The following is a 26,255-nucleotide window of genomic DNA, read 5'->3' on the forward strand; positions in this document are numbered from 1 at the left end:
GGGAGCCACCATGATCTCCATCAGCGACGACGGTCGCGCGCTCGACGTGGCGGTGCGGCACGAGGTGCTGCGCGTCGAGCCGTGGGGCGACGACAGCCTGCGCGTGCGGGCCGGGCAGCACGCGATCCGCGACGACGTGCCCGGCGCCCTCATCCCGCCCAAACCGGCCCCGGTGGTCGTGACGGCCGACGGGCGCACGGGCAGCGTGGTGGTCGGTGCCCTGACCGCGACCGTGGAGGTCGTGGACACCGACACCGGGATCGACGCGCGGCTGCGGTTCACCCGCACCGACACCGGCGAGGAACTGCTGGCCGAGCGGCCCGCGCACTTCTGGTGGCCCGGCCCGCGGATGTTCGTGCCGTCCGGCGGCGGGTACGGCAGGCTGGAGCAGCGGTTCGCCGCGTACGAGGGCGAGCGGGTCTTCGGCCTCGGCCAGCGCACCCACGGCAGGCTCGACCAGAAGGGCCTCGTGCTGGACCTGGTGCAGCGCAACGCCGAGGTGTCCGTGCCGTTCCTGCTGTCCAGCCGCGGCTACGGGTTCCTGTGGAACCTGCCCGCCGTCGGCCGGGTGGAACTCGCCGAGAACGGCACCCGCTGGGTCGCCGACAACGCCCGGCAGATCGACTACTGGATCACCACCGGCGACTCCCCCGCCGCGATCCTCGGCCACTACGCCGACGCGACCGGTCACGTGCCGATGCTCCCCGAGTGGGCGTCCGGGTTCTGGCAGTCCAAGCTGCGCTACCGCACCCAGGCCGAACTGCTCGCCGTGGCGCGCGAGCACCACGGCCGCGGCCTGCCGCTCGCGGTGGTCGTCGCCGACTTCTTCCACTGGCCGCACCTGGGCGACTGGCGGTTCGACGAGGCCGAGTGGCCCGACCCCGAGGCCATGGTCCGCGAACTGGACGCCATGGGCACCAAGCTGATGGTGTCGATCTGGCCCACCGTGAGCCCGCTGTCGGAGAACTTCCCCGAGCTGCGCGACCGGGGGCTGCTGGTGGGCGCCGAGCAGGGCATGGCGGTGCACGCCCCGTGGAAGGACAAGGGTTTCGCCGCCGAGGTGCCGGTCGCGCTCTACGACGCGACCCACCCGGAGGCCCGCCGCTTCCTGTGGGACACCGTGAAGCGCAACTACCACGACAAGGGCGTGCGGGCGTGGTGGCTCGACGCGTCCGAACCGGAGATCCAGCCCGGCCACCCGCACAACCTGCGCTTCCACGCCGGTCCGGGTTCCGAGGTGGCCAACCTCTACCCGCAGGCGCACGCCAGGGCGTTCCACGAGGGCCTGCTGGCCGAGGGCGACGACGAGGTGGTGCTGCTCAGCCGGTCCGCGTGGGCGGGCAGCCAGCGCTACGGCTCGGCCGTCTGGTCCGGCGACATCCCGGCCACGTGGGACTCGCTGCGCGCGCAGGTCCGGGCGGGCCTGAACCTCGCGGTGGCCGGGATCCCGTGGTGGACGACGGACATCGGCGGCTTCCACGGCGGCGACCCGGACTCGCCCGAGTACCGCGAGCTGATCACCCGCTGGTTCCAGTACGGCGTGTTCTGCCCGTTGTTCAGGCTGCACGGCTTCCGCGACCCGCGCGGCGAGTTCGGCGCGGAGATGACCGGCGGCCCGAACGAGGTGTGGTCCTACGGGCCGGAGGCGCTGGCCTCGATCGAGGAGTCGCTGCGGATGCGGGAACGCCTGCGCCCCTACGTGATGGAGCAGATGCGCGTGGCCCACGAGTCCGGCGTGCCCCCGATGCGCCCGCTGTTCGTGGATTTCCCGCACGACCAGCGCGCCTGGGAGGTGGACGACCAGTTCCTGTTCGGCCCGGCCCTGCTCGTCGCCCCGGTCCTGCACCCCGGCGCCGAGACCCGCCGGGTCCACCTGCCGACGGGCAGCGCGTGGACCGACGCGGCCACCGGCGAACGCCACCTGGGCGGCCGCACGATCGAGGCCCCCACACCCCGCTCGCGCATCCCGGTGTACCTGCGCGACGACGCCGACGTGCCGGTGCACCGCTAGCGTCAGGACCGTGTTCACCCCTGATGGACGACAACGGCTGCGGGCCGACCTGGTGTCGGCGGCGGAGGCCGACCCCCGGATCACCGGTGTCGCGCTGGTGGGCTCCGCCGCGCGCGACCGCGAGGACCGGTGGTCCGACATCGACCTCGCGCTGTGCCTGGACGAGGACGCCGATCGCGACGAGGTGGTGCGGGACTGGACGGATCGCCTGTACCGGGACCACCAGGTCGTGCACCACCTCGACGTCCGGAGCGGGGCGGCGCTCTTCCGGGTGTTCCTGCTGCCCGACACCCTCCAGGTCGACCTGTCGTTCTGGCCCCCGGCGGCGTTCGGCGCGACCGGCCCGGCGTTCCGGCTGCTGTCCGGCACCGCCGCGGACGTGCCGAGGTCCCGGCCGCCCGACGCGCTCGACCTCGTGGGGATGGGCTGGCTGCACGCCCTGCACGCGAGGTCGAGCATCGCGCGCGGCCGGGTCTGGCAGGCGGAGCACATGGTGAGCGGCCTGCGGGACCAGGTGCTCGCGCTCGCCTGCCTGCGGCACGGTCTGCCCGCGGTTCAAGGGCGCGGACTGGACGACCTGCCCGCCGAGGTGACGGCACCGCTGGACGCCACCCTCGTCCGCGCGACGGACCCGGCGGAGCTGGTCCGCGCTTTCGGGGCGACCGTCGAGGCGTTCCTGGCCGAGGTCGGCCTGGTGGACGCCGACCTGGCCTCGCGCATCGCCGGAGCCGTGCGCGAACTGGTCGACACCAGTACCTAGCGGGGTCTCGCCCCGGTCGAGCCGCGCACCACGAGTTCCGGCTGGAACACGAACTCCGCGTGCGGGGCCGGGGTGCCGCCGATCTCCTCCATCAGCGCGCGCACGGCCGCCTGGCCCATGGCGTCCACGGGTTGACGGAGCGTGGTCAGCGGCGGGTCGGCGAAGACGATGAGCGGTGAGTCGTCGAACCCGACCACGGACACATCCCGCGGCACGTGCAGGCCGTGGTGGCGGGCCGCGCGGATGGCGCCGAACGCCATCAGGTCGCTGCCGCACACGACGGCCGTGCACCCCTTGTCCAGCAGCGCGGTGCCCGCCGCCTGGCCGCCCTCGACCGTGTAGAGCGAGTGCTCGACCAGCAGTTCCGTGCCCGGCCGGGCGAGGGTGAAGCCCTCGACCATGCGCTGGGTCGGGACGTAGCGGGGTGGGCCGACGGCGAGGCCGATCCGCTCGTGGCCCAGTTCCGCCAGGTGGGAGACGGCGAGCCGGGCGGCGGAGCGGTAGTCGACGGACACGAACGGCGCGGACACCTTGTCGGTGAACCCGTTGACCATGACGAACGGCACCCGGCGGCCCGCGAGCTTCACGTACCGGTCCATGTCGGCGGTCGTGTCCGCGTGCAGCCCCGCGACGAAGACGATGCCCGTGACGCCGTGGTCCACGAGCAGTTCGGTCAACTGGTCCTCCGACGAGCCGCCGGGGGTCTGCGTGCACAGGACGGGCGTGTAGCCGTCCCTGGTGAGCATCTGCTCGATGACCTGCGCGAACATCGGGAAGATCGGGTTGGTCAGCTCGGGGATGATCAGACCGATCAGCCCCTGGCTGCGCTGCCGCAGCTTGGGTGGGCGTTCGAAGCCGAGGACGTCCATCGCGGCCACGACGGCCTGCCGGGTCGAGGACGAGACGCCCGCCTTGCCGTTGATCACCCGGCTGACGGTCGCCTCGCTGACGCCTGCCTGGGTCGCGATGTCACTGAGCCGAGCTGTCACACCCGGTGACTCTACGGGCGCGTGAGCCCCCCGGTCATGATCGGCGGTTCGGGGGCCCGCCGGACGTTGCTCCGCACTGCCGAGCGGGTGCCGCCGAACCCGCTGAAAGACTTTGCGGACGTTTTCAGCAACTCGTGCAACTGGTATGACGTAGAGCACACCCTGCACCCAAGGAGACAACGTGGTCCCCTCAACCCGGAGGGCCCTGCTCGCGGTAGCGGCCCTGCTCACCAGTCTGATAGCCATCCCGTCGGCCGTTCCCGCGGCCCAGGCCACCCCGCCCGGCTCCAAGGACGTGACCGCCACCCTGTTCCAGTGGTCGTTCGACCGCGTGGCCACCGAGTGCACCACCGTCCTGGGCCCGAAGGGGTACGGCTTCGTCGAGGTCTCCCCCGCGTCCGAGCACATCCAGGGCGGCCAGTGGTGGACCTCCTACCAACCGGTCAGCTACCGGATCGCCGGACGGCTCGGCACCGAGTCGCAGTTCCGGAACATGGTCAACACCTGCCACGCCGCGGGCGTGAAGGTCATCGCGGACGCGGTGGTGAACCACATGTCCGCGGGCTCGGGCACCGGGACCGGCGGCACGACCTACTCGAAGTACACCTACCCCGGCTACTACGGCGACCAGGACTTCCACTCCTGCCGCAGCCAGATCAACGACTACCGCAACCGCGACAACGTGCAGAACTGCGAACTGGTCGGCCTGTCGGACCTGAACACCGGCAGCGACTACGTCCGCGGCACCATCGCGGCCTACCTGAACAACCTGCTCTCCATGGGCGTGGACGGCTTCCGCGTCGACGCGGCCAAGCACATCGCCGCGGCCGACCTGTCCGCCATCAAGTCCAGGCTCAGCAACCCGAACGCCTTCTGGGTGCACGAGGTGATCTACGGCGCGGGCGAGGCCGTCCAGCCCACCGAGTACACCGGTTCCGGCGACGTGGACGAGTTCCGCTACGCCTACGACGTCAAACGCGTGTTCACCAACGAGAAGCTCTCGTACCTCAGCAACTTCGGCCAGTCCTGGGGTTACCTCGCGAGCAACCAGGCCCGACCGTTCGTCGACAACTGGGACACCGAGCGCAACGGCTCCACCCTCAACTACAAGAACGGCTCGACGTACACCCTGGCCAACGTGTTCATGCTCGCGTGGCCCTACGGCGCCCCGCAGGTCTACTCGGGCTACGAGTTCTCCGACAACGACGCCGGTCCTCCCGGCGCGGCCGCCTGCTACGCCAACGGCTGGAAGTGCCAGCACAAGTGGCCGCAGATCGCGAACATGGTCGGCTTCCGCAACGCGGTGGCGGGCACCGCGGTGGCGAACTGGTGGGACAACGGCAACAACGCCATCTCGTTCAGCCGGGGCACGCGCGGTTTCGTCGCGATCAACAAGGAGACCTCGGCGCTCACCCGCACGTTCCAGACCTCGCTGCCCGCCGGGAACTACTGCGATGTCCAGCGCGACGGCTGCGCGGTGTCCTACGCGGTCGGCTCGAACGGCCAGTTCACCGCGACGGTCGGCGCGGGTGAGGCGCTCGCGCTGCACGTCGGCTCGACCGGCGGCACCGACCCCCAGCCCGGCAACGGCACGGCCGCGTTCGCGGTCAACGCCACGACCATGCCGGGGCAGAACGTGTTCGTCGTCGGCGACCACGCGGCGCTGGGCTCGTGGAACCCGGCGGCGGCGATCCCGTTGAGCTCGGCGGCCTACCCGGTGTGGAAGGCGTCCGTGTCGCTGCCGAACGGCACCGCGTTCCAGTACAAGTACCTGCGCAAGGAGTCGAACGGCGCCGTGACGTGGGAGAGCGGCGCGAACCGCACCGCCACGTCACCCGCCACCCTGAACGACACCTGGCGGAACTGACGGCCCGGTGGCCCCGTCCACTGTGGACGGGGCCACCGGCTCAGTCCTGGTTGTTCGCGTAGCACCTGGTCTTGCCGTTCTCGTCCACGGTCTTCTCCTCCCGCAGCACGTCGTCGACGAAGATCTTGCACACCGTGCCCGGCGGGGCCTTGTCGACGAAGACGTAGTTGAACCCGAACCCCACGTTCCGGCTCTCCTCGAACGGCAGTGTCACCGCCTTCGGCCCGGCATCCTCCCCGGCGAACTCCGCGTTCACGTCGGCGGTGCCCTCGCCGTGCACCTCCACGCGCACGTCCCAGCTACTGCCGATGAGGCCGCAGCCGGTGAGCGAGCACGCGGTCAGCACGAGCACGGGCGCCAGCAGGGCGAGTCGAGTCATCAGGGGAATCCGTTCCTGTCGGGTTTTCTCGGCACCACGATCCTGGACGCGACCGCCGTGCCGCGGTGTCGGCCATCGGTACGGACCGCGACCACGACGTTCGACCGAAAGTCTGAACGGGACGGTCGGGGCCGCCGGTAGCGTTCCCCGTCGTGAAGCTGCACCCCTCCACCCCGTGGGTCGTGGTCCCCGGTCTCGCGCTGGCCGGACTGGCGCTGGCCGACCTCGCCACGCTCAACCCGCGCACGCCGTCCGGCCAGACCCTGCTGGTCTCGGCCGCGCTCGCGGGGCTGCTGGCCTGGGCGGTCCGGGGCCAGGCCGCGGCGGGCCACCCGGTGCGGGCGCTGGGCCTGGGCACCCTGGCGGCCGTCGGCTCGCTCGCCACCACCCACCTGACCGAGACCTCCGTGCTCCAGCGCACGCCGGGCCTGCTGGAGCTGTCCGCCCTGCTCCTGGTCCTGCTGTCCTACGCCCGCCGCTTGCCGGTCGGGCTGCTGGTGCCGGGTGTCCTGCCGGTCCTCGCCGCCATCGCCCTGCTGCCCCGGCGGCTGGCGCCCGCCGCGACCCTGCCGCTGGTGGAGAACCTGGAGGTGTGGGCCGGGATCCTGCCGATCGCGTTCCTGGCGGCGGGCCTGCACCTCAGGTCGCTCGACGCCCGCCGCAGGTCCGAAGAGGAGGGGATCCGCCGCTCCGAACGCCTGGAACTCGCGCGGGACCTGCACGACCACGTGGCCCACTTCGTCACGGCGATGGTGGTCCAGGCCCAGGCGGGCGAAGCGGTCGTGACCGACCCGAAGGGGCGGGACCTGTTCGGCAACATCGAGCGGACCGGCCAGGAGGGCCTGGTCGCGATGGGTCGGATGGTGCGCCTGCTGCGGGAGGGCGGCCCCGACCGGCCGCCCGGCACCGGCGGTTTCGACGCCATCCGCGAGCAGGTCGGCCGGTTCACCCCGCCGGCGACCCTCGAGGTGGCGGGCGGCGTCAACGCGGGCGCCTGGTCGCCGGAACTGGCGAAGTCGGTCGAACGGGTGGTCCAGGAGGGGCTGACGAACGTCCGCAAGCACGCCCGCTCCGCCACGGCCGTCCAGGTGGTGATCGAACCCGACGACGACCACCTGGTGGTGCTCGTCCGCGACGACGGCGCCCGCTCGGGCCGAACCCGGTTCCGGCCGAGCGGTTTCGGCGTCCTGGGCCTCGCCGAGCGCGTGTCGGCGCTCGGCGGCGAGCTGACCAGTGGTCCACTCCCAGGAGGCGGCTGGTTGCTGCGCGCCTCGATCCCGGCCCGGCAGAGGAGCACGGCGGATGACGGTGACGGTGGTCGTCGCGGACGACCAGGAGCTGATCCGCGCGGGCTTCGAGCTCATCCTCGACGCCCAGCCCGACATCAGCGTCGTGGGGCTCGCGGCCGACGGCGTGGAAGCCGTCGAGCAGGTGCGCGCGCTCCGGCCCGACGTGTGCCTGATGGACGTCCGGATGCCGCGGGTCGACGGCCTCCAGGCGACCAGGGCGCTCAAGCGCGACCCGGCGACGGCGTCGACGAACATCGTCGTCGTCACCACGTTCGACCTGGACGAGTACGTGTACGGGGCGCTGCGGGCGGGCGCGAGCGGGTTCGTGCTGAAGAACTCCGGTGCCCGCCTGCTCACCGAGGCCGTCCGGGCGGCGAAGCACGGCGAGTCGCTGATCTCCCCGTCGGTCACCGTGCGGCTGCTGGAGCACGTCCACGACCGCCGCACGCGTGACGACGCCGCCGCGGACCGGTTGAGCGGGCAGGAGGCGAAGGTCGTCACGAGGGTCGCGCGCGGCTGGACGAACAACGAGGTCGCCGCGGACCTGAACCTGTCGCTCAGCACCGTCAAGACCCACCTCGGCCGCATCCAGGACAAGCTGTCCCTGCGCAACCGGGTCGAGATCGCCGCGTGGGCCTGGGAGCACGGCATCGTCCGGTAGGACGGCGCGGCGGCGGGCGTGAGGGTGCCCGCCGCCGCGCCGTGGCGTCAGCTCAGCGTCACCGCCCCGTCGTCGACCACGAAGGACGTTTGCAGCGAGCTGTCCTCCACGCCGGTGAACTTCAGCGCGACCGTCGTGCCCGCGTACGAGGACAGGTCGATCGTCTTCAGCGCGTAACCGGTCGCCTTGTCGAGGTTCGAGTAGGTGGCGATGGTCGTCGTGCCCGCCGCGACGGTCAGCTTGTCGTAGGCCGTGGTGCCGGTCGTCTCCGCGGAGTCGATGTGGACGTAGAACGTCAGGCTGGCCCGGCAGCCGGACGGGATGGCCACCGACTGGGACAGGGTGTCGGTGTGGGTGCTGCCGTAGCCGTCCAGCCACGCGCTCCAGGTGCCGCCGTGCGCCGCCTGGCCGTCGGCCGCGTGCTGGCCGATGACACCGCTGCTGGCGGTCCACGAGGTGGCGCCGGATTCGAAGCCGGGGTTGAGCAGCTTCTGGCCGGAGCAGCCGTTGGTGGTGCCGACGGTCCAGGTGAACGACGCCGAGCCGCTGCGGCTCGCGCTGTCGGTCGCCGTCACGGTCACGGACGACGTGGCGGCGGTCGTCGGGGTGCCGGAGATGGTGCCGGTGCCGGAGTTGACGGACAGACCGGCGGGCAGGCCGGTGGCGGTCCAGGTGTACGGCGCGGTGCCGCCGCTCGCGGAGAGCGGGAGGCTGACAGCGGTGCCGACGGCGGTGGACTGGTTGCCGGGGCTCGCCACGGTGACGGTGCCGGTCGCGCTGCACGTCGGGTCGGCCGACTGGGCGGGCACGCTGATCGCGTCCCACGCCGCCTTGACGGTGTTGAACTCCGCGCAGCTACCGGGGAAGAGGTTCTTCGCGGCGGTCAGCGTCCAGGTCCGGTACTTCAGGTACGAGCTGCCGGAGGTCTTGACCAGCATCGCGTTGTAGAAGATCTTCATCGCGGTCTGGACGCCGAGACCGGTCACCGCCGAGCCGTTGCACGTGGTGCTGGCGGGCTGGCCGTTGGTGGGGCTGGAACCGTTGGCCAGCAGGTAGAACCAGTGGTTGCCGGGACCGGCGGCGGCGTGCACCTCGGAGCCGGGGACGGAGCTGGAGTAGCAGTTGGCGTGCCCGAGCGCGGACGGGTTGTACATGTTGCGGATCGGGCCCCTGCCGACGAGGTTGATCGTCTCGCCGACCAGGAAGTCCGGGGTGTCGTAGGGCGAGGACTCGTTGGCGAACCACTCGGTGGACGCGCCGAACACGTCGGCGACGAACTCCTGCGTGCCGCTGCCCGAGATGCCGCCGGGGGTGTGGTCGTCGATGCCGTGGCCCAGTTCGTGCGCCACGACGTCGAGCGAGCCGATCCACTGGTTGGCCGAGTTGTGGCCGATCTGGACCTGGCTGCCGTCGTAGTAGGCGTTCTGGTCGTTCAGGCCGACGCGCATCGGCCAGCCGCCGCCCGAGCCGTCGAAACCGTTGCGGCCCAACCACTGGGTGAGCATCCTGGCCTCGGTCTGCGCGGCGAACAGGATGTCGACGCAGCCGGTCTCGCGGTTGGTGGCGGTGCCGTTGCCCCACGCGTCGTCGGTGCCGCTGAACGTCGTGTTGTTGGCGGCGTCCTGGCAGCTCACGTTGGTCAGCGACGGGTCCTTGAGGGAGTACGTGCTGCCGACGTGCGTGGTGTTGATGGTGACCGGGCCGTTCCAGCCGCTGGAGCCGGTGCCGTGCAGGACGTGCTCCTGCGTGGTCAGCACCTTGCCGGTCATCGCGTCCACGACGACGTCGAGCTTGCTCGGGCCCTCGGCGCCGCGGCCGACGACGGAGCTCTTCCACGCCAGCCTCGGCGTGCCGACCGTGTACGCCACGAGCTGCGCGCCGCCGACGCTGTCCACAGTGGACATCTGCTGTCGGGCGGTCGCCTCGGCCGCGGCCTTGGACACCGTCGGCGTGGTCGTGCCGAGCGCGATGGTGGTGTCCTGCGCGACCGAGGTCGTCAGGACCTGGCCCGCCGAGTCGGTGACGACGACGAAGTCGCCGCCGACCACCGCCAACCCCTTGTAGGTGCGGTCGTACGGGACGTACTTGAGGCCGTCGGTCGACGAGATGACCGGGTGCTGCACGAACACGTCGTCAGCGCTCGCGTGCAGAACTTCGGGTTTCGCCGCGACGAGGGCGCTCGCCGCGGAGGCGGCCTGGACCTCGGCGCTCTGGGCGGTGGGAGCGGGCTGGGCCTGGGCGGCTGTCGGGGTGACCAGTGCCGCGACCACGACACCGGTCGCGGCCAGGACGAGTGGACGTCTGAACTCCATCGGTGGATCTCCTCATGCAGGGCGAGCACGACCCAGGTCGTGACAGGGGAGGATCGTGTTCGGGGGTGAGGTGTTCCGAGAACGGAATCAGGATCCGTCCACCGACGTCGAATGGACAACAGACGACCGCACTAACTTTTTAACACCTCGCAACACGGTCGTCATTCGGACGCGAAAAGGCGCCACCGTTCCCGCCATCACGGTGATGACCAGGCACGACGCGCCAGGTCGAAGCGTGCACCCGGAATCCTTCCTTGGAAATACGCCAATGGGGGCAATGCGGAACAGTGGGCCATTCGCCATTCCGTCAGGCGGTGCCAAAAGAACCGAAAAAGGACAAGTCGCCGCTCTTCGGGGAAATGGCGTGCGGGTGGCGGGGTTTCAGGGGACCGGAGGGGCGGTGGCGATCCCGACACCGGGTGCCGTGCCGTCCACGACGACCGTCGCCCTTCGCCACGGCTGTTCGCGGAGCAGGAGGGGCAGTTCCTCGGCCAGCCACGCGGCGACGTGCCGCCGCTGGGCCGGGGAGTCGCCGTCGCGCGCCACCAGCCGCCGCTCCTGCTCGTCCAGGTCGCCCTGCACCCAGATCGAGGCGTCGACCCACGGGGCGAACTCCTCGCGGATGATCCCGGTGCCCTCGACCCACACGACGTCCACCCCGGACGGGACGCGGATCGCGCCGGGACGGTCGCGCTCGATCCAGGCGCGCGGCCGGAACTCCACCGCCTCGCCGCGGTGGAGGGGCCGCAGGACGTTCTCGACCAGCAGGCCGCCCCAGTCGAAGTACGCGTGGTGCCAGGCGACGTCGTCGGTGTGCACCGCCGCGGACGCGGGGACGACCGCGCGCAGCCGTTCGACGAAGGTGGACTTCCCCGCGCCGCCGCGCCCGTCGACCGCGACGACCAGCGGACGCCCGGTGACGCCGGACGCCGCCGCGCGCAACCGTCCGACCAGGGCGGCGGGTTCCTCGACCCGCCACCCCGAGGCCTGGACCTCACCGGGATGCAGCCGCACTCAGGACCTCCTCGCCCACCCGACTCGACGATAGCCCTGACCTCACACCGGGAAGTCCACCGCTCGGGACTCGGCCTCGTGCGCGCGGAGTTCGGCGAGGGTCGCCTCCAGGCCCGCTACGACCCGGTCGTGGCCCGCGCCGCCGAGCACCAGCCGTCGGGGCGGGTCGGCGCTGGAGATGGCCCGCACCACGGCTTCCGCGCCGAGGCGGGGGTCGCCGGGCTGGTGGCCGTGCTGGTCGACCATCGTCGCGGTCACGGAGTCCAGCAGCGGCCGGTAGTCCTCGATGGACTCGGTGGCGGGTTCGGTGGCGAAGCCCGCGTAGGCGGCGGTGCGGAACGCGCCGGGCTCCACGGCGAGCACCTTGACGCCCAGCGGCTCGACCTCGTGGCGCAGGACCTCGGTCATCCCCTCCACCGCGAACTTCGCCGCGCTGTAGGACCCGAAGCCGGGCACGCCCACCAGGCCCGCGACCGAGGACATCATGACGACCCACCCGTCGCCGCGGGCTCGCATGCCGGGCAGGACGGCGCGGGTGACGGCCAGCACCGAGAAGAAGTTCAGCTCGAACGAGTCCCGCACCGCCTTCTCGTCCATGCCCTCGACCGACCCGACCCAGCCCCGGCCCGCGTTGTTGACCAGCACGTCGATGCCGCCGAAGCGGGCGACGGCCGCCGCCACGGCCTCGTCGACCTGCCCGGCGTCGGTGACGTCGAGCGGCAGCACCAGCACGCGGTCGCCGTGCCGTTCCGCCCACTCGCGCAGGGGCTCGACCCGGCGCGCGGTGAGCACGACGCGATCACCCGCCCGCAGTGCCGCGTCGGCGAACGCGGCACCGAAGCCGCCGGGCGTGCCGCCGGTGATGAACCAGGTCCTCATGCGGATCCCTCCTAGTCACTTCGTTCTTAGCAGTCACTCTAGGCACGAGTGACTGCTAAAGTCGAATCGACTCTGCGGAAGGAGGCGACCGTGGTCGCCAAGATCAGGCTGGAAGACCGCGAATGCCCGCTGTCCACGGCGCTGGGCTACGTCGGCGAGTGGTGGACCCTGCTGATCCTGCACGACTGCTTCGACGGCTACAGCCGCTTCGACCAGTTCCAGGCGAACACGAAGATCTCCACCAGCATCCTCACCAGCAGGCTGAAGACCCTGGTGGCCAACGGAGTGCTGGACAAGCGCCCCTACCAGACCAACCCCGTCCGGCACGAGTACGTGCTCACCGACCTCGGCCGCTCCCTGCGCCCGATCGTGGTCGCGCTGGCCGCGTGGGGCAACTCCAGACTGGCCCCGTCGGAACGCAGCATGATCCTGGTAGACGCCACCACCGGCGAGGAGGCCGACCCGGTCCTCGTCGACCGCACCACCGGCCGCCGGGTCGACGGCGACGACTACGTCTTCACCGCGGGCCCAGCCGCCAGCGCCCCCTTCCGGGACCGCTACTCGGACTGATCAACGACGGCCCTACCTAGGAAGCTGTGCGCTCCTGGTAGGCCTGCCTGGCGTTGAGCACCTCCGCGAGGTGCGTCGCCGTCCACTGGCAGGTCGTCTCCATCAGCTCCAGCAGCGTGCGCCCCAGATCGGTGACCTCGTACTCGACCCGCGGCGGCACCCCCGGATACGCGCGCCGCACGACGAACCCGTCGCGCTCCATCGCGCGGAGGGACTCCGTGAGCACCTTCGGCGTGATCCCCCGCAGCGGCACCTGGAGTTCCGAGAAGCGGCGCTTGCCGTCCTTCAAGCACACCAGGATCTTCCCGGTCCACTTGTCGCCGACCCGGACCGGCACCGGGACGTCCTGGCACTCGTGGAACATGGTCGGGTCCAGTGGCTCGCTCACACCACCAGGATACGTGGTCACCACCACGGGAACCCGTTGTCCGTCAAGCCTTCCCCCTCGCGTCCGGGTGGGTCACGCCGACGAGTTCCCGGTGGTGCGCCGGGTTGTCGGCCTCGTCGACCAGCGCCACGGCCAGGTCGCTGAAGGTGAACCGCGGGCCGCGGTCGTCGTACGGGTAGTCGAACGTGGGGCCGTCGCCGTCGTCGTAGGGCAGCAGCTCGTTGCCGGTCGTGCGGTAGCGGCCGGTGCGCGGCGCCTCGTCGTCCAACGGGGTCGGCGGCGCCGCCACGACGACCCAGTCGACGTCCGACTCGGTGGTGCGCAGCACCTCCAGCTCGACCGCCCGGCCGAGGTTGAACGGCCTGAACGGCGGCGGCAACCCCGGCTGGTCCATGAACCGCACGCCGGGCGCGGTCTCCAGCAGGGTGCCGATGCCGAGCACGACCATCCGGCCGACGCCCGCCTTGCCCAGTCCGGCCAGCATCGCCTTCGCGCAGGCGCCGTAGAACTCGTCCGCGGGCACGTCCGCGCGGTACACGGACACGATGGCCGCGTCGTGGCCCTCGGCGACCACGGCGACCGCGTCGGCGTCCGTCACGTCGCCCGCCACCATGACGGCACCGCTCGTAGCCAGGTCCGCGTACTTCGCCGGGTCGCGCACGACGGCCGTCACCCGGTGGCCGCGGGACAGCGCCTCCTCGACCGAACGTCGGCCGCCCCGGCCTCCAGCACCGAAAACGACGATCTTGCTCACCGTGGTACCCCCAGTAGGACGTGGTGGCCGGGTGATCTTCCCGGCCCGTCCGCGACGCTAGCTCCCGGTACCACGGTTCCCGCAACGATAGTCAAGGCGCCCGCGGCGGAACGGCGGTCTGACCGGACCGAGAACGTTCTCACGGCGTAATCCACTCGACCTGCCCTTGACCGCCCAGTCTTGTTCGGGTCCGATGATTCTGCTTACTTTTCTGATCAGTGTTGTTCGATTCCGAAGAATGAGGCTGCATGAACCACGCAAAGAAGCGTCGTACAGCTCTCGGCTCGGCCCTGCTCGGACTGCTCACCGCGATCGGATCCGTCGTCGTCCCCGCCACCCCCGCCGCGGCGCTGGAGAACGGCCTCGTCCAAACGCCCCCGATGGGCTTCAACAACTGGAACTCCACCCACTGCCGGGCGGACTTCAACGAGCAGATGGTGCGCGGCATCGCGGACCTGTTCATCTCCCGCGGGCTCAAGGACGCGGGCTACACCTACGTCAACCTCGACGACTGCTGGGCCGAGCCGAACCGGGACGCGAGCGGCAACCTCGTGCCCAACCGGACCAGGTTCCCCAACGGCATCAAGGCCGTCGCCGACTACGTGCACGGGAAGGGCCTGAAGTTCGGCATCTACACCAGCGCGGGCACGAAGACCTGCGACTCCCAGGGCTTCCCCGGCGGCATCGGCCACGAGCAGCAGGACGCGAACCTGTTCGCCTCGTGGGGCGTCGACTACCTCAAGTACGACAACTGCGGCGACCACCTCGGGCAGAGCGCCCAGCAGCGGTACACGACCATGCGCGACGCCCTGCGCGCCACCGGCAGGCCCATCGTGTTCTCCATCTGCGAGTGGGGGTCGAACGCGCCGTGGGACTGGGCGCAGCCCGTCGGCAACCTCTGGCGCACCACGGGGGACATCGAGGACAACTGGGGCAGCATGCTCAACATCTTCAAGTCCAACGTGCAGCGGTCGACGGACTCCCAGCGCGGCGCCTGGAACGACCCGGACATGCTGGAGGTCGGCAACGGCGGCATGACCGACACCGAGTACCGCAGCCACTTCACGCTCTGGTCGATGATGAACGCCCCGCTGCTGATCGGCGCGGACCTGCGCACGGCGAGCGACGCGACGTACTCGATCCTGACCAACCGCGACGTGATCGCGCTCGACCAGGACGGTCTCGGCGTGCAGGCCACGGAGATCTCCAACGCCAACGGCCTGCACGTGCTGACCAAGCCGCTGGACAGCGGTGACGTGGCGGTGGCGCTGTTCAACGAGAACGGCTCGGCCGCGACGATCAGCACGACGGCCACCGCCGCGGGCCTGGGCAACGCGACCTCGTACCGGCTGACCGACCTGTGGTCGAAGGCGGTCACGACGACGTCCGGCGCCATCAGCGCCTCCGTCCCGGCGCACGGCACGGTGGTCTACCGCGTCAGCCGCGCGGGCGCGTTCGCCACTCCCCCGGCGGGCACGACGCAGGTGTCCGCGCTGTCGGCGAGCCTGGCCGCCAGCGCCTACGGGCCGGTGGAGATCGACCGCAGCAACGGCGAACGGGCCGGGGGTGACGGCCGGACGCTGACCATCGGCGGCACCACGTACGCGCGGGGCATCGGCGTGCACGCCCGCAGCGAGGTGCGCTACTACCTCGGCGGCCGGTGCACGAGCTTCCAGGCGTGGGTCGGGCTCGACGACGAGACCGGCGACAACGGCAGCGTGACGCTGGAGGTGTGGGCCGGGGGCGGGCAGGTCGCCACCAGCGGCGTGGTGCGCGGCACCGACGCGGCCAAGCGGATCACGGCGAACGTGACCGGCCAGCAGTACGTGCACTTGGCCGTCCTGCCGACCGTGGACGGTGCCCGGTACGACCACGCGGACTGGGCGGACGCCACAGTCACCTGCGCCTGACGCGACGCCGGAACGGGGGTGGCCGCCACGCCGCGCGGTCACCCCCGAGCACCCGCAGGATCGTCAGGGCCGCGACGGCGGCGACGAGTTCGGCCACCGGGAAGCTGACCCACAGCCACCCGACGCCGAACAGGCCGAACACCAGCAGGACCGGCACCCTGATCGCGATGATCGACCCGATCGAGATCACGTACGACGGCAGGGCGCGGCCGATCGCCTGGAAGTAGGCCGACACGAGGATCGCGACCCCCGCCAAGGGGTAGGCGAGCGCGAGGACCCGCAGGGCGTCGGTGGCCGCGTCCCGGACCGCGGGGTCGTCGGTGAACACCCCCACCAGCGGTCCGGCGGTGACCAGGACCGCCAGGCAGGCGACCGTTCCGTAGGCGAGCGACGCGCGCACGGCGAGGGTGCGCGTCCGGTCGACCCGGTCAGTCAGGCCGCGACCGGCGTTGTAGCCGATCAGCGGCTGCATCCCCTGGGAGATCCCGAGCTGCGGCATCAGCACGAACGTGCCGATGCGGGCGCAGATCGCGTAGGCGCTCATCAGGACGGGACCGCCGAGCACCACCAGCAGGTTGTTGACGAGCGCGACCACCAGCGTGGCGCCGAACCCGCCGAGGAACGACGGCGCGCCCACCGCGACCAGCTTCCGCAGGGTCGGCCCGTGGGGGCGCAGGTCGGCGAGCGCGACGCGGTACGGGCGGTCGCGCTGGACGAAGAAGAACCACAGGCTCATCCCCATCGACACCGCCTGGCCGCCGACCGTGCCCAGTGCCGCCCCGAGGACGCCGAGGTCGAACCCGAAGATCAGCACCGGGTCGAGGACGATCTGGCAGACCACCGGCACGACCCACAGCATGGTGGCGAACCGCATCCGCCCCTCGGCCCGGACCAGGCTGGAGAACCCGGTCGCGGTGATCGAGCCCGCCAGGATGACCGCGCCGTAGACGTGGGCGTAGCCGCGGGTCTCGTCCGTCGCGCCGAGCAGGGTCAGCAGCGGGTCGAGGAACACCAGGCCCACCACCGTGATCACCAGCGCCGTCGCCCAGTAGACGACGAACGCGGTGCCGGTCGCCCGCGCGGCCTGCCGCAGGTCGCCGAGCCCGAGGCTGCGCGACACCAGCGACGCGCCGCCCGCGCCGACGGTGGTCGTCACCGCGCCGAGGATCATCAGCACCGGCGCGACCAGGTTCACGGCGGCGAACGCGATCGACCCGACGCCGCGCGACACGAACCACGCGTTGGTCAGCGCGTAGATCCCGTAGGTGGCGACGGCGATCGTCGACTGGAACGACGAGCTCCACAGCAGCGGACCGACTGGCCGCGTGCCGAGCGCGGCGGCTTGGTCGGCGTTCAACCGGCGTTCACCGCCGGTCGCCGAACGTCTCCACCAGCGCGTCGAGGTGGGTCCGGGCGAAGTCGTACTGGGAGGGGTCGGTGTGCCCGCGGTAGACGGTCTCGATGACCATGATCAGCAGCAGGTGCAGGGTGTAGAGCTTGCGCCGCGTCAGCTCGGCGGGCGTCGACGGCGCCCGGCCGTAGCCGCGGACGAAACTCGTGGAGTCGCCGGGGAACCCCTCCAGGCTGTCCGAGACGAACCCGGCCTCCATCAGCGGGTCGCCGTACAGCGCGCGCTCGTGGTCGATGATGGCGACCAGCGCGCCGTCGCGGATCATGACGTTGCTGTCCCACAGGTCCCACTCGACGAACACGGGTTCGGTCACCTCGTCGAGGCTGTCCGCGTGGTCGGCGAGCAGCCTCCGGAAGACGTCGTAGTCGTGGCCGAGGTCGACGGCCCGGCGCTCGCCGTCGCGGAGCACGTCCTCGATGATCCCGGTGAACACCTGCCGCCACGTGGCGTCCGGCGTCGAGGACCCCCGAAGCGGGCCGAAGTGGTCGCCCTTGATCCCGTTCAGCTCGCGGTTGAACGCGCCGATGGCCTCGTTGTGGGCTTCCCTCTCCGCCTCGGGCACGCTGTCCCTGTTGACACCCAGGTTGTCGCCCTCGACGAACTCCATGAAGAAGTAGTCGGCGTCGCACAGCTCGCGGCTGTCGTCGTGGAAGTGCACGGCGGGCACGGGGACGCTCGTGCGCTCGCGGATGAGGGCCAGCGCGGTCACCTCGGTCCGCATGAGGTCGCGCTCGTAGGTCATCACCTCGACCCCCGCGGGCGGCGCGATCTTGAGGACGACGGGTTCGCCATCGCGCAGGCGGACCCGGTACGCCACGTTGAACCAGCCGTGGATCATCTCCTCGGCCCAGTCGTCACCGTCGGGCGCCCGGTCCTCGCCGTAGGCGCGCACCACCATCGCGCGCAGCACGTCGAGCGGCTGCCGGTTCTTGGTGATGCTCTCGGTCACGGCTTCCATCGCGGTACTCCTTCGAACCCCGGCCGGGAGGGCCGTCCCGCCGACGAACCTACCGCGAACGTGGGAGCGCTTCCACAGTCTTCCCGACGCGCGGTCGGCGAGCGCTGGGAGCCTTGCGGGGGCACGATCGACGGCGGACGACCGGAGGAGGGGGCAGCACGTGGCTCAGCGGGAGTGGTGGCGCGACGCGGTGATCTACCAGGTCTACATCCGCAGCTTCGCGGACGGGGACGGTGACGGGCTCGGCGACATCAGCGGGCTGCGCGCCGGGCTGGACCACATCGCCGGGCTCGGCGCCGACGCGCTCTGGATCAACCCCTGGTACCCGTCGCCCATGGTCGACGCGGGGTACGACGTGAGCGACTACCGGGCCGTCGAACCCCGCTTCGGCACGCTCGCCGACGCCGAACTCCTGATCGGCGAGGCGCACGAGCGCGGACTGCGGGTGCTGCTGGACATCGTCCCCAACCACACCTCCAGCGAACACCCGTGGTTCCGCGAGGCCGTCGCCGCCGCTCCTGGAACACCCGCGCGCGACCGCTACCTGTTCCGCCGCGGCCGGGGCGCGCTGCCGCCGAACGACTGGCGCAGCGTGTTCGGCGGTCCGGCGTGGACGAGGGTCGCCGACGGCGAGTGGTACCTGCACCTGTTCGACCCCGGCCAGCCGGACCTCAACTGGGAGCACCCCGACGTGCGGGCCGACTTCGCCGAGACGCTCCGGTTCTGGTTCGACCGCGGCGTCGACGGGTTCCGCATCGACGTGGCCAACTCGCTGGTCAAGGAACCGGGACTGCCGGACGTCGGCGAGCGGCGGTACCCACCGCAGCGGGTCGAGGTCGACGGTCGGCTCGTGCGCCCGCCGTGGACGGCACACCCGCACTGGGACCGCGACGAGGTGCACGACGTGTACCGGGAGTGGCGCGCCCTGGCGGACGAGTACGACCCGCCGCGGGTCTTCGTCGCCGAGGCGTGGGTCGACGAGCCCGACCGGCTGTCGCGGTACCTGCGGTCCGACGAGCTGCACACGGCGTTCAACTTCACCTACCTCACGACGCCGTGGCTGCCCGCGGCGATGCGCGACGCCATCGAGGAGACCCTCGCGGAGCACGCCGCCGTGGGCGCCCCGCCGACCTGGGTGCTGTCCAACCACGACGTGACCAGGCACGTCTCGCGCTACGCCCGCCGCAGGCAGGTCGCGGGCCGGAGCACCACCGACCCGGACGCGGACCTCGCGCTCGGGCTCCGCCGGGCCCGTGCCGCCGTGCTGCTCACCATGGCGCTGCCCGGCGGCGCGTACCTCTACCAGGGCGAGGAACTGGGGCTGCCCGAGGTGGAGGACCTGCCGGACGAGGTGCTCCAGGACCCCACGTGGCAGCGCTCCGGGCACACCGACCGGGGCCGCGACGGCTGCCGCGTGCCGCTGCCGTGGTCGGGTGACGCTCCCCCGTACGGCTTCGGGCCCGGCGCCACGACCTGGCTGCCGCAGCCCGCCGACTGGGGCCCGCTGTCGGTGGCGGCGCAGACCGGCGACCCGGAGTCGACGCTGGAGCTGTACCGGACGGCGTTGCGCCTGCGCCACGACACGGAGGCGCTCGGCGACGGGTCGCTCCGGTTCCGCGACGACCTCGGGCCCGGCGTGCTCGCGTTCGACCGCTCCCCCGGCTTCACCTGCGTCGTCAACATGGGCACCGAGCCCGTCGCGCTGCCCGCCGGGCCTCGGGTCCTGCTGGCCAGCACCTCCCCGGCCCCGGCGGGTCTACTCCCCGTCGACGCCGCCGTCTGGCTCGTCGAGTAGGGCGGTGGCGGGCAGCGGGATCCCGCGGTCCAGGTGGCCGCCCGCCGTCACCCCGCCGAACTCGGGGGTCACGTTCTCCAGGTACGAGCGGACGGCCGCGGTGGTGCCGATGTCGCGGCCGGCCCGCTCCGACTCCAGCCACCGGTGCTCCAGCACCTCGTGGAAGATCTCCGCGGGTGGCCGCCGCCCCGTGGGGTCGGGCGGGATCGCGTCCACCACCGGCCGGTACACCTCGTTGAGCCAGTGGTGCCCGGCCGTGGTCTCCGCGACCGGTCGGCCGTCGCGCTGCTCCAGGTACGCCCGGAACGACCGCAGGTCGTTGAGCAGCCGCCGCGCCTGCCCCTCCTGCACTTCGAGTCCGGTCAACCGGAACAGCTCCCGCCGGTGCTGACCGGGCTCGGCCACCCGGATGTCCACCCGCAGCCGAGCACCTTCCGGCGACGTCACCAACTCGACCTCGCCCACGTCGAACCCCAGGTCGTTCAACCGCCGCAACCGCTCCGCCACCCGGTACCGCTGCTCGTCCAGGCGGAACACGTCCTCGTGCGTCACCTCGTCCCACAGGTCCGCGTACCGCGCGGGCAGCTTCTCGGCCACCTCGATCGGATCGATCCCGTCCGGCAGCAGCCCGCCCGCGCTGAGGTCCATCAGCTCGCCGGCCACCTTCTCGGCGGCCAGGTCCACGTCGTACTCGCGCCGCGCCGCCGACAGGCTCGCGTGGCGCTCCGCCGTCTCGGCGTCCACCAGGTACGCGGCGAGGTTCCCCGCGTCCAGCCGGAACAGCGTGTTCGACAGCGAGCAGTCACCCCAGTAGATCCCCGCCAGGTGCAGCCGGACCAGCAGCTCCACCAGCGGGTCGAGCAGCCGCTCGACGGAGTGCTCCAGCCTGGGGCTGGAGAACAGGTACCGGTAGGACATCGAGTACTCGAGGTACCGGGTTACCAGGATCGCCTGCTGGTCGTCCGGCCGGTCCACGCACAACCCCAGCACGGAAACCGACGGCAACCCGTCCTCCTCGAACCCCGTCAGCAACGCGTACTCCCGACGCGCCAGGGCCTCGGCGATCTCCTTGAGCGCGTACACCCCACCGTCACACGCCACGAACCGCACCACGTGCCGCGAAATCCCCCGCTGCGGCACGTCCAAGAGCAAACTCTCGTCCCACTCTTCGAGCGGCTGCTCCCACGGCAGCGCCAACAGGCCGGCCGCGTCACCCGCGGGTGGCCGGAACAGGTAGCGCATCAGCCACTCCAGGTCGTGCCACCGAACCGCGTCCCGCACACGATGCGCCTTCGCCGGGCGGGAGTCCAGGGTGGTGTGGAATCAGTCCGACGGCTCGGCCTTTGCCAGCGCGTACGAGTCTCTACCTGAGTCGACTCAGCAGGGACCGAGGTAGATCCGTCGACTCGACGATCTCCGTGATCCCGGCGGCGTACAACATCAACCACGACTTCTTGTGCGTGGGGTGCTGCATGGGGTGGGTAACGAACGGGAGTGTCAGGTCGCAGGCGGTGGCCAGCCGTTGCTCGCTCATCGAATCGAAATTCAGCCAGTGCGACACGTCAGCCCACCCCTCGTGGTCGAGCAGCGCGCACTTGTCGGACGCCAGGTGCCAGGCGAACGGCGGAAAATAGACGCCCCCGAACGTGACGAATCCCAGAGGCTCGCCCCTGTAGTCCTGTCCGATCAACTGTCCGGAGTCACCTCCGCCGATCCGGGCACTCGGACCGCGCAGCAGGGCCAGTCGCAGACTGACGTTCGGCGGAAGATCGATTTCCGGCGCCTCGGTCACGAGCGAATCCGCGAGAGTGGTGAAGAGAACGCGCAACCTCGGGTTCAGCGCGAACATGCCGATGAGAATGACGCGGGCGACCGCGCCCAAGCGGAACTCCCCGTCGACCAAGGCTCCGCGGCGCGGTAGGGCCAGGCCGAGGTTGCGAGTCCACAGCGGTGCTTGGGCACGAGCAAAGGCGACGTACGCGGCCTCGTGCTTCCTCTGCTTGGTGCCATTGCACGTCACGCATAGACCGCGAACGTACAGTCCACCGTCCTTCGGCCGGTTCTCGTAACGTCCCTCACGCAGGACAAGCCTGGAGCGACCAACACGTCGATCATTGCCCGCGGCCTGAGGCGGGATGTGGGCGCGGGTGAGCGGACCGTTCACGCCGCACAAGCCGCAAAGTCCCTCTCCACGTTCGCGAGCGGTGCCGATGATCCGGGGCGCGCGAGGATCCGGTTCCGAACCCTCTTCTGGGACGTGAGAATTCCGCATCGAGGCATCAGCTTTCACGGGTGGGGAATGCACCTGCGGTGTGCCGCACGACGCTGACCAAGCCCTAGTTCACCTTGGCCCCGTACACCTTCTCGACCGTCAACGTGAGCAGCACCCGCCGGTCGGCCACCATCGCCGCCCGGTACTCGTCCCAGTCCGGGTGCTCCCCCGCGGCACGCCGGTAGTAGTCCACCAGCGCCTCGACCTCCGGCCCCAGCGGATCGGTGCCCGGCCCGACGATCTCGACCACGCACTCCGCCGTGGCCCACTCCCAGCCGTCCGCGCTGGTCACCTCCAGCGCCGCCCGCGGGTCCCGGCGCAGGTTGGCGACCTTGGCCGTCCCCGCCGACGTCGACACGAGCACGACCCCGGCGGCGCGGTCGTAGAACGGTTGCACGGGCGACAACTGCGGCCGTCCGTCGGCCTTGATGGTCGCCAATACCCCGAGCCTGCTGCCCGCGATCAGCCCGTGCGGGTCGAAAGCCCCACTCATTCCCATACCCCCGACTCAGAAGCTGCGCAGCACCGACGCCACGACGCCCAGCACGACCGCCTTGTCGCCGTCGAGCACGGGGTACGCGCGGTTGCGCGGTTCGAGGAAGACGTGGCCGTTGCGGCGGCGGTAGACCTTCACGGTGGCCTCGTCGTCGATCATCGCGGCGACGATCTGGCCCGAGTGGGCCTCGGACTGCTGGCGGACCACGACGATGTCGCCGTCGCAGATCGCGGCGTCGACCATCGAGTCGCCGCGCACGCGCAGACCGAAGACGGTGCCACGACCGGTGATCCCGCGCGGCAGCGACAGGACGTCGTCGACGTGCTCCTCGGCCGCGATGGGGCTGCCCGCCGCGATGTGGCCGACCACGGGCACCGACACCGAGTCGTCCGACTCGCGCCGCTCCGGCTCCTTCAGGAACCCGCGCACGTCCATCGGGCGCGACACCGACTCGCCGCGGCGCAGGAAACCCTTGTCCTCCAGGCTCGCCAGGTGCTTGGACACCGAGGACGACGACCGCAGGCCCACCGCCTCACCGATCTGCCTGCTGCTCGGCGAGTACCCGTGCCGCACGGACCAGTCCCGGATCGCCACCAGTATCTGCTGCTGGCGCGGGGGCAGGGCGTTCGCGTCGAGGTCGTCGAATTCGTCGTAGGCGGTCACCCGGCGAATGGTAAAGGTCGACTCCGACAATCCCGTCGGCGGTGTGCGCGATCTAGAGCGGAACCCCCGAATTCTTCACCCACAAGTGTTATCCCGCCGACTTCCGCCGACGGCGGTGCGCGGCCATGACCACGGGCGCGTTGACCGCCCCGTACCCCTGGTACCCGCCGATCCGCTGCACGACCTCGAAGTACACGCGGTCGCCGAGCAGCTCCGTGCAGAAGTGCAGGAATTCACCGCTCCCGTCCCGGTCGTACAGAACCGACAGCGAGCGCAGCGAGGCGAGGAAATCGGGATCGGGCGCGAATCGGGCGTCGAGGTCGTCGTAGTAGTTGTCCGGGATGTCCAGCAGCGGCGCGCCCAGGTCCCGCATCCGGCGCGCGCCCGCGATGGCGTCCGAGGTGCTGAACGCGACGTGCTGCGGCTCGCGGACGTCGGGCCCCCACGTGCCGCGGCGCACGAGCGTCGAGTCGAGCGCGACGCGGACGCGGTGCCCGCGATCGGCGACGGAGTGCCTGCGCACCAGGCCGAACGGCGCGGCGAACTCCGCCTCGTCGGCCAGGTCGAGGCCGAGGACGGCGCGGTAGAACAGACCGGCCTGCTGGAAGCGGTCGAACGGCTCGGTCAGCCCGACGTGGTCGGTGTCGAGCACCCCGGCGTCGAGCACACCGGCGGCGGTGTCGAACGGGGCGAAGTCGGCGAGCCAGTCCAGGTCGTCGCGGCAGAAGATCACCGACGTGCCGTCCGGCGCGGCGACCGCCGACGACCCGAGCGACGGGGCGAGGAACGCCTTGGCGCGGGCCGACGACGTGGTCGGGTCGGTGCTCGCGACGGCCACGGCGGTGACGGCGGCGTGCCCGCCGTCCACGGGGCGGCGGTGGTTGAGCACGACCCGCGCCCCGCCCTGCCGCCACAGCTCCACGGGCTTGGTCCGGTGCCGTCCGGCGGCGGTGAACCCGAGCCCGGCGAGCGCCGAGCCGACCCGCGCGGCGGCGGTGTCGTCGACGTCGATCTCGGTGAAGGCGTGGCCCTCCAGCACGGGCGCGGCGTCGGCCGACTCCTGGAGCAGGAGCAGCGACCGCATCGCGTCGACAGCGGCGGCGAAGGGGTCGGACTGGCGGAAGACGTCGTTGAACACCTCCAGCGACAGCGGTCCGCGGTAGCCGGTGGCCAGCACGTGGTCGACGAACGAGGTCAGGTCGAACGCCCCCTGGCCGGGGAACAGCCGGTGGTGGCGGCTCCACTGGAGCACGTCCATCCGCAGCCTCGGCGCGTCGGCGAGCTGCACGAAGAACACCTTGTCACCGGGGATGGTCCGGATCGCGACCGGGTCGACCTCCCTGGACAGCACGTGGAAGCTGTCCAGGCACACGCCGAGCGCGGGGTGGTCCGCGGCGCGCACGACGCGCCACGCGTGGTCGTAGGTGTTGACGAACCGGCCCCACGCCAGCGCCTCGTAGGCCACGCGCAGGCCGCGTTCCCCGGCTCGCTCCGCGAGGGTGCGCAGTTGCTGAGCGGCGAGGTCGTCGTCGTCCACGGCGTCCGGCGACACCGAGGAGCAGACCAGGATCGTGTCCGCCCCGAGCTGCTCCACCACGTCGAACTTCAACTCGGCCCGCCGCAGGTTGCGCGCGAGCACGGCGGGCGGCACCGCCTCGAAGTCGCGGAACGGCTGGTAGAGGTCGATCGTGAGGCCGCGGTGCGCGCACTCCCGCCGCACCCGCGCCGGGGACCACGGCGAGGCGAGCAGGTCGTTCTCGAAGATCTCCACGCCGTCGAACCCGGCCGCCGCGGCGGCGGTCAGCTTGTCCTCCAGCGTCCCGGACAGGCACACGGTGGCGATCCCCCGGCGGCGCTCAGCGGGCATCGGTCGTCCTCTCCCCCGAGGTGCGCACGAGGTGGTCGAAGTGGCTGAGCATCCGGTCGACGTCGGGGTCCTCGCCGGTGAACAGCTTGAACCCCGCCGCGGCCTGGTAGGCGAACATCCGGCCGCCGTCGAGCACGCGGCAGCCCCGCGCCCGCGCCGCGGTGACCAGCGCGGTGTCGAGCGGCCGGTAGACGACCTCCGCGACCCACAGGTCCCGGCGCAGCAGGTCGGCGGGCAGCGGGAGGCCGGGGTGCTCGGCCATCCCGGTCGGGGTGGCGTGCACGAGGCCGTCGGCGGCGCCGACCGCCGCCGCGAGGCCGTCGGCGTGGCCCGCCGTCGCGCGGGGAGCGCCGAACCTGCTCCTCAGCGACTCGACCAGCGCGTCGCGGCGGTCCGCGTCGAGGTCGAAGATCCGCACGGTGCCCGCTCCCGCCGTGAGCAGCCCGTGCGCCACCGCGGCGCCCGCGCCACCCGCGCCGAGTTGGACGACGGAGTCGAGGCCCGCGCCCGGCAGTCCGACGGCGAGGCCGCGGGTGAAGCCGTACCAGTCGGTGTTGTGCCCGATGGCCCGGCCACTCTCGAACACGACCGTGTTGACCGCACCGAGCGCCGCGGCGTCCGCGGACAGCTCGTCCAGGTGCGGCAGGACGGCCTGCTTGCACGGGTGGGTGATGTTGAGGCCGCGGTAGCCCGCCTCGCGGGTGATCGCCAGTACGTCGCCGACGGCCTCGGGCGGCAGCGCCCAGTCGGCGAGGTCGATCCGCCGGTACCGGTAGCGCAGGCCCAGCCTGCGCGCCTCCCCCTCGTGCAGCGCGGGACTCAGCGAGGGCCCGATGCCCGCTCCCACGAGACCGACCAGGAGCGCGCCTCGCGCCAGGTCGGCGTGCTCGCGGACCGCGTCGGGGAACGAGGTGTGCGACATCGGCGACCTCTCCTCGTAATGTACGAACTGGTGAGTTAGTTGTACCCCACGGCGGGCGGAACGGGGAAGAGGCCACCTAGAGTGGTGG

At 71.5% G+C, this 26,255-nt stretch carries 22 protein-coding genes and 1 pseudogene; 8 read left to right on the forward strand and 15 right to left on the reverse strand.

What is annotated here, in order from left to right; translation table 11 throughout:
• The first annotated feature begins 10 nt into the window (after positions 1-10).
• Both NZH93_RS17500 and NZH93_RS17505 read left to right on the forward strand, forming a co-directional pair.
• Positions 11-2,011, forward strand: coding sequence for a glycoside hydrolase family 31 protein (locus NZH93_RS17500; RefSeq protein WP_259624162.1), 2,001 nt, complete (start codon positions 11-13; stop codon positions 2,009-2,011).
• A 10-nt stretch (positions 2,012-2,021) separates the two neighbouring features.
• On the forward strand, positions 2,022-2,771 hold the full coding sequence (locus NZH93_RS17505) for a nucleotidyltransferase domain-containing protein (RefSeq protein WP_259624163.1): 750 nt from the start codon (positions 2,022-2,024) through the stop codon (positions 2,769-2,771).
• Here NZH93_RS17505 and NZH93_RS17510 read toward each other — a convergent pair.
• Positions 2,768-3,760 carry a LacI family DNA-binding transcriptional regulator gene (locus NZH93_RS17510; protein ID WP_259624164.1) on the reverse strand — a complete coding sequence of 331 codons (993 nt, stop codon included), beginning with the start codon at positions 3,758-3,760 and terminating at the stop codon, positions 2,768-2,770. The genes NZH93_RS17505 and NZH93_RS17510 overlap by 4 nt on opposite strands.
• Positions 3,761-3,941: 181 nt before the next feature.
• Between NZH93_RS17510 and NZH93_RS17515 the strand changes: the two genes are divergently transcribed.
• A complete protein-coding gene (locus NZH93_RS17515) occupies positions 3,942-5,627 on the forward strand; it encodes a carbohydrate-binding module family 20 domain-containing protein (RefSeq protein ID WP_259624165.1) in 1,686 nt (561 codons plus the stop codon).
• Positions 5,628-5,667: 40 nt separating this feature from the next.
• Here NZH93_RS17515 and NZH93_RS17520 read toward each other — a convergent pair whose 3' ends face one another.
• Positions 5,668-6,006, reverse strand: coding sequence for a hypothetical protein (locus NZH93_RS17520; protein ID WP_259624166.1), 339 nt, complete (start codon positions 6,004-6,006; stop codon positions 5,668-5,670).
• A gap of 590 nt (positions 6,007-6,596) precedes the next feature.
• On the opposite strand from NZH93_RS17520, the pseudogene NZH93_RS51450 reads away from it, so the two are divergent.
• Together NZH93_RS51450 and NZH93_RS51455 are read left to right on the forward strand one after the other, a co-directional pair.
• Positions 6,597-7,277, forward strand: a pseudogene (locus tag NZH93_RS51450) (sensor histidine kinase); the annotation flags it as partial.
• 31 nt (positions 7,278-7,308) lie between these two features.
• On the forward strand, positions 7,309-7,956 hold the full coding sequence (locus NZH93_RS51455) for a response regulator transcription factor (RefSeq protein ID WP_259624167.1): 648 nt from the start codon (positions 7,309-7,311) through the stop codon (positions 7,954-7,956).
• A gap of 47 nt (positions 7,957-8,003) precedes the next feature.
• On the opposite strand, the gene NZH93_RS17535 is transcribed toward NZH93_RS51455, so the two are convergent.
• The 3 genes from NZH93_RS17535 to NZH93_RS17545 form a co-directional block, all read right to left on the reverse strand.
• Positions 8,004-10,268 (reverse strand): M4 family metallopeptidase, encoded by a 2,265-nt coding sequence (locus tag NZH93_RS17535; RefSeq protein WP_259624168.1) that lies wholly within the window; start codon positions 10,266-10,268, stop codon positions 8,004-8,006.
• Positions 10,269-10,649: 381 nt separating this feature from the next.
• Complete coding sequence (locus NZH93_RS17540) at positions 10,650-11,282, reverse strand: uridine kinase family protein (protein WP_259624169.1); 633 nt, start codon at positions 11,280-11,282, stop codon at positions 10,650-10,652.
• Positions 11,283-11,324: 42 nt separating this feature from the next.
• A complete protein-coding gene (locus NZH93_RS17545; RefSeq protein WP_259624170.1) occupies positions 11,325-12,161 on the reverse strand; it encodes an SDR family NAD(P)-dependent oxidoreductase in 837 nt (278 codons plus the stop codon).
• A gap of 90 nt (positions 12,162-12,251) precedes the next feature.
• On the opposite strand from NZH93_RS17545, the gene NZH93_RS17550 reads away from it, so the two are divergent.
• On the forward strand, positions 12,252-12,731 hold the full coding sequence (locus NZH93_RS17550; protein WP_259624171.1) for a winged helix-turn-helix transcriptional regulator: 480 nt from the start codon (positions 12,252-12,254) through the stop codon (positions 12,729-12,731).
• 16 nt (positions 12,732-12,747) lie between these two features.
• Here the strand turns inward: NZH93_RS17550 and NZH93_RS17555 are convergent, their stop codons facing one another.
• A complete protein-coding gene (locus NZH93_RS17555; RefSeq protein WP_259624172.1) occupies positions 12,748-13,119 on the reverse strand; it encodes a winged helix-turn-helix transcriptional regulator in 372 nt (123 codons plus the stop codon).
• Positions 13,120-13,162: 43 nt separating this feature from the next.
• Positions 13,163-13,873 (reverse strand): NAD(P)-dependent oxidoreductase, encoded by a 711-nt coding sequence (locus NZH93_RS17560; protein WP_259624173.1) that lies wholly within the window; start codon positions 13,871-13,873, stop codon positions 13,163-13,165.
• 248 nt (positions 13,874-14,121) lie between these two features.
• Here NZH93_RS17560 and NZH93_RS17565 point away from each other — a divergent pair, with 248 nt between their 5' ends.
• Positions 14,122-15,783, forward strand: a complete 1,662-nt coding sequence (locus NZH93_RS17565) for an NPCBM/NEW2 domain-containing protein (RefSeq protein ID WP_259624174.1) — start codon at positions 14,122-14,124, stop codon at positions 15,781-15,783.
• Here NZH93_RS17565 and NZH93_RS17570 read toward each other — a convergent pair.
• Together NZH93_RS17570 and NZH93_RS17575 are read right to left on the reverse strand one after the other, a co-directional pair.
• On the reverse strand, positions 15,770-17,140 hold the full coding sequence (locus tag NZH93_RS17570; RefSeq protein WP_259624175.1) for an MATE family efflux transporter: 1,371 nt from the start codon (positions 17,138-17,140) through the stop codon (positions 15,770-15,772). The genes NZH93_RS17565 and NZH93_RS17570 overlap by 14 nt on opposite strands.
• A gap of 7 nt (positions 17,141-17,147) precedes the next feature.
• Positions 17,148-18,152, reverse strand: a complete 1,005-nt coding sequence (locus NZH93_RS17575) for a phosphotransferase family protein (protein WP_259624176.1) — start codon at positions 18,150-18,152, stop codon at positions 17,148-17,150.
• 160 nt (positions 18,153-18,312) lie between these two features.
• Between NZH93_RS17575 and NZH93_RS17580 the strand changes: the two genes are divergently transcribed.
• The gene (locus NZH93_RS17580; protein ID WP_259624177.1) at positions 18,313-19,947 is read left to right on the forward strand and encodes a glycoside hydrolase family 13 protein; all 1,635 of its coding nucleotides are present in this window, start codon (positions 18,313-18,315) and stop codon (positions 19,945-19,947) included.
• On the opposite strand, the gene NZH93_RS17585 is transcribed toward NZH93_RS17580, so the two are convergent.
• From NZH93_RS17585 to NZH93_RS17610, 6 genes are all read right to left on the reverse strand, one after another.
• The gene (locus NZH93_RS17585; RefSeq protein WP_259624178.1) at positions 19,909-21,228 is read right to left on the reverse strand and encodes a DUF4032 domain-containing protein; all 1,320 of its coding nucleotides are present in this window, start codon (positions 21,226-21,228) and stop codon (positions 19,909-19,911) included. The two genes, NZH93_RS17580 and NZH93_RS17585, sit on opposite strands and share 39 nt — an antisense overlap.
• Before the next feature lie 82 nt (positions 21,229-21,310).
• Positions 21,311-21,829, reverse strand: coding sequence for a hypothetical protein (locus NZH93_RS17590; protein WP_259624179.1), 519 nt, complete (start codon positions 21,827-21,829; stop codon positions 21,311-21,313).
• Between the two features lie 454 nt (positions 21,830-22,283).
• Positions 22,284-22,712 (reverse strand): PPOX class F420-dependent oxidoreductase, encoded by a 429-nt coding sequence (locus NZH93_RS17595; protein ID WP_259624180.1) that lies wholly within the window; start codon positions 22,710-22,712, stop codon positions 22,284-22,286.
• Between the two features lie 15 nt (positions 22,713-22,727).
• Positions 22,728-23,378 carry a transcriptional repressor LexA gene (gene lexA, locus NZH93_RS17600; protein ID WP_259624181.1) on the reverse strand — a complete coding sequence of 217 codons (651 nt, stop codon included), beginning with the start codon at positions 23,376-23,378 and terminating at the stop codon, positions 22,728-22,730.
• 88 nt (positions 23,379-23,466) lie between these two features.
• Positions 23,467-25,245: a sugar phosphate isomerase/epimerase and 4-hydroxyphenylpyruvate domain-containing protein gene (locus NZH93_RS17605; protein WP_259624182.1), complete on the reverse strand. Its 1,779-nt coding sequence runs from the start codon at positions 25,243-25,245 to the stop codon at positions 23,467-23,469.
• Positions 25,235-26,167 (reverse strand): shikimate dehydrogenase, encoded by a 933-nt coding sequence (locus NZH93_RS17610; RefSeq protein WP_259624183.1) that lies wholly within the window; start codon positions 26,165-26,167, stop codon positions 25,235-25,237. Before NZH93_RS17610 ends, NZH93_RS17605 begins: the two co-directional genes overlap by 11 nt.
• Positions 26,168-26,255 lie beyond the last annotated feature (88 nt).

This window comes from Umezawaea endophytica (assembly GCF_025061645.1).
Classification (GTDB): Bacteria; Actinomycetota; Actinomycetes; order Mycobacteriales; family Pseudonocardiaceae; genus Umezawaea; species Umezawaea endophytica.

Coding starts and splice junctions, on each gene's coding strand:
- NZH93_RS17500 (WP_259624162.1), top strand. CDS start 11: ATGATCTCCATCAGCGACGACGGTCGCGCGCTCGACGTGGCGGTGCGG.
- NZH93_RS17520 (WP_259624166.1), bottom strand. CDS start 6,006: ATGACTCGACTCGCCCTGCTGGCGCCCGTGCTCGTGCTGACCGCGTGC.
- NZH93_RS51455 (WP_259624167.1), top strand. CDS start 7,309: ATGACGGTGACGGTGGTCGTCGCGGACGACCAGGAGCTGATCCGCGCG.
- NZH93_RS17535 (WP_259624168.1), bottom strand. CDS start 10,268: ATGGAGTTCAGACGTCCACTCGTCCTGGCCGCGACCGGTGTCGTGGTC.
- NZH93_RS17545 (WP_259624170.1), bottom strand. CDS start 12,161: ATGAGGACCTGGTTCATCACCGGCGGCACGCCCGGCGGCTTCGGTGCC.
- NZH93_RS17565 (WP_259624174.1), top strand. CDS start 14,122: ATGAACCACGCAAAGAAGCGTCGTACAGCTCTCGGCTCGGCCCTGCTC.
- NZH93_RS17575 (WP_259624176.1), bottom strand. CDS start 18,152: ATGGAAGCCGTGACCGAGAGCATCACCAAGAACCGGCAGCCGCTCGAC.
- NZH93_RS17595 (WP_259624180.1), bottom strand. CDS start 22,712: ATGAGTGGGGCTTTCGACCCGCACGGGCTGATCGCGGGCAGCAGGCTC.
- NZH93_RS17605 (WP_259624182.1), bottom strand. CDS start 25,245: ATGCCCGCTGAGCGCCGCCGGGGGATCGCCACCGTGTGCCTGTCCGGG.
- NZH93_RS17610 (WP_259624183.1), bottom strand. CDS start 26,167: ATGTCGCACACCTCGTTCCCCGACGCGGTCCGCGAGCACGCCGACCTG.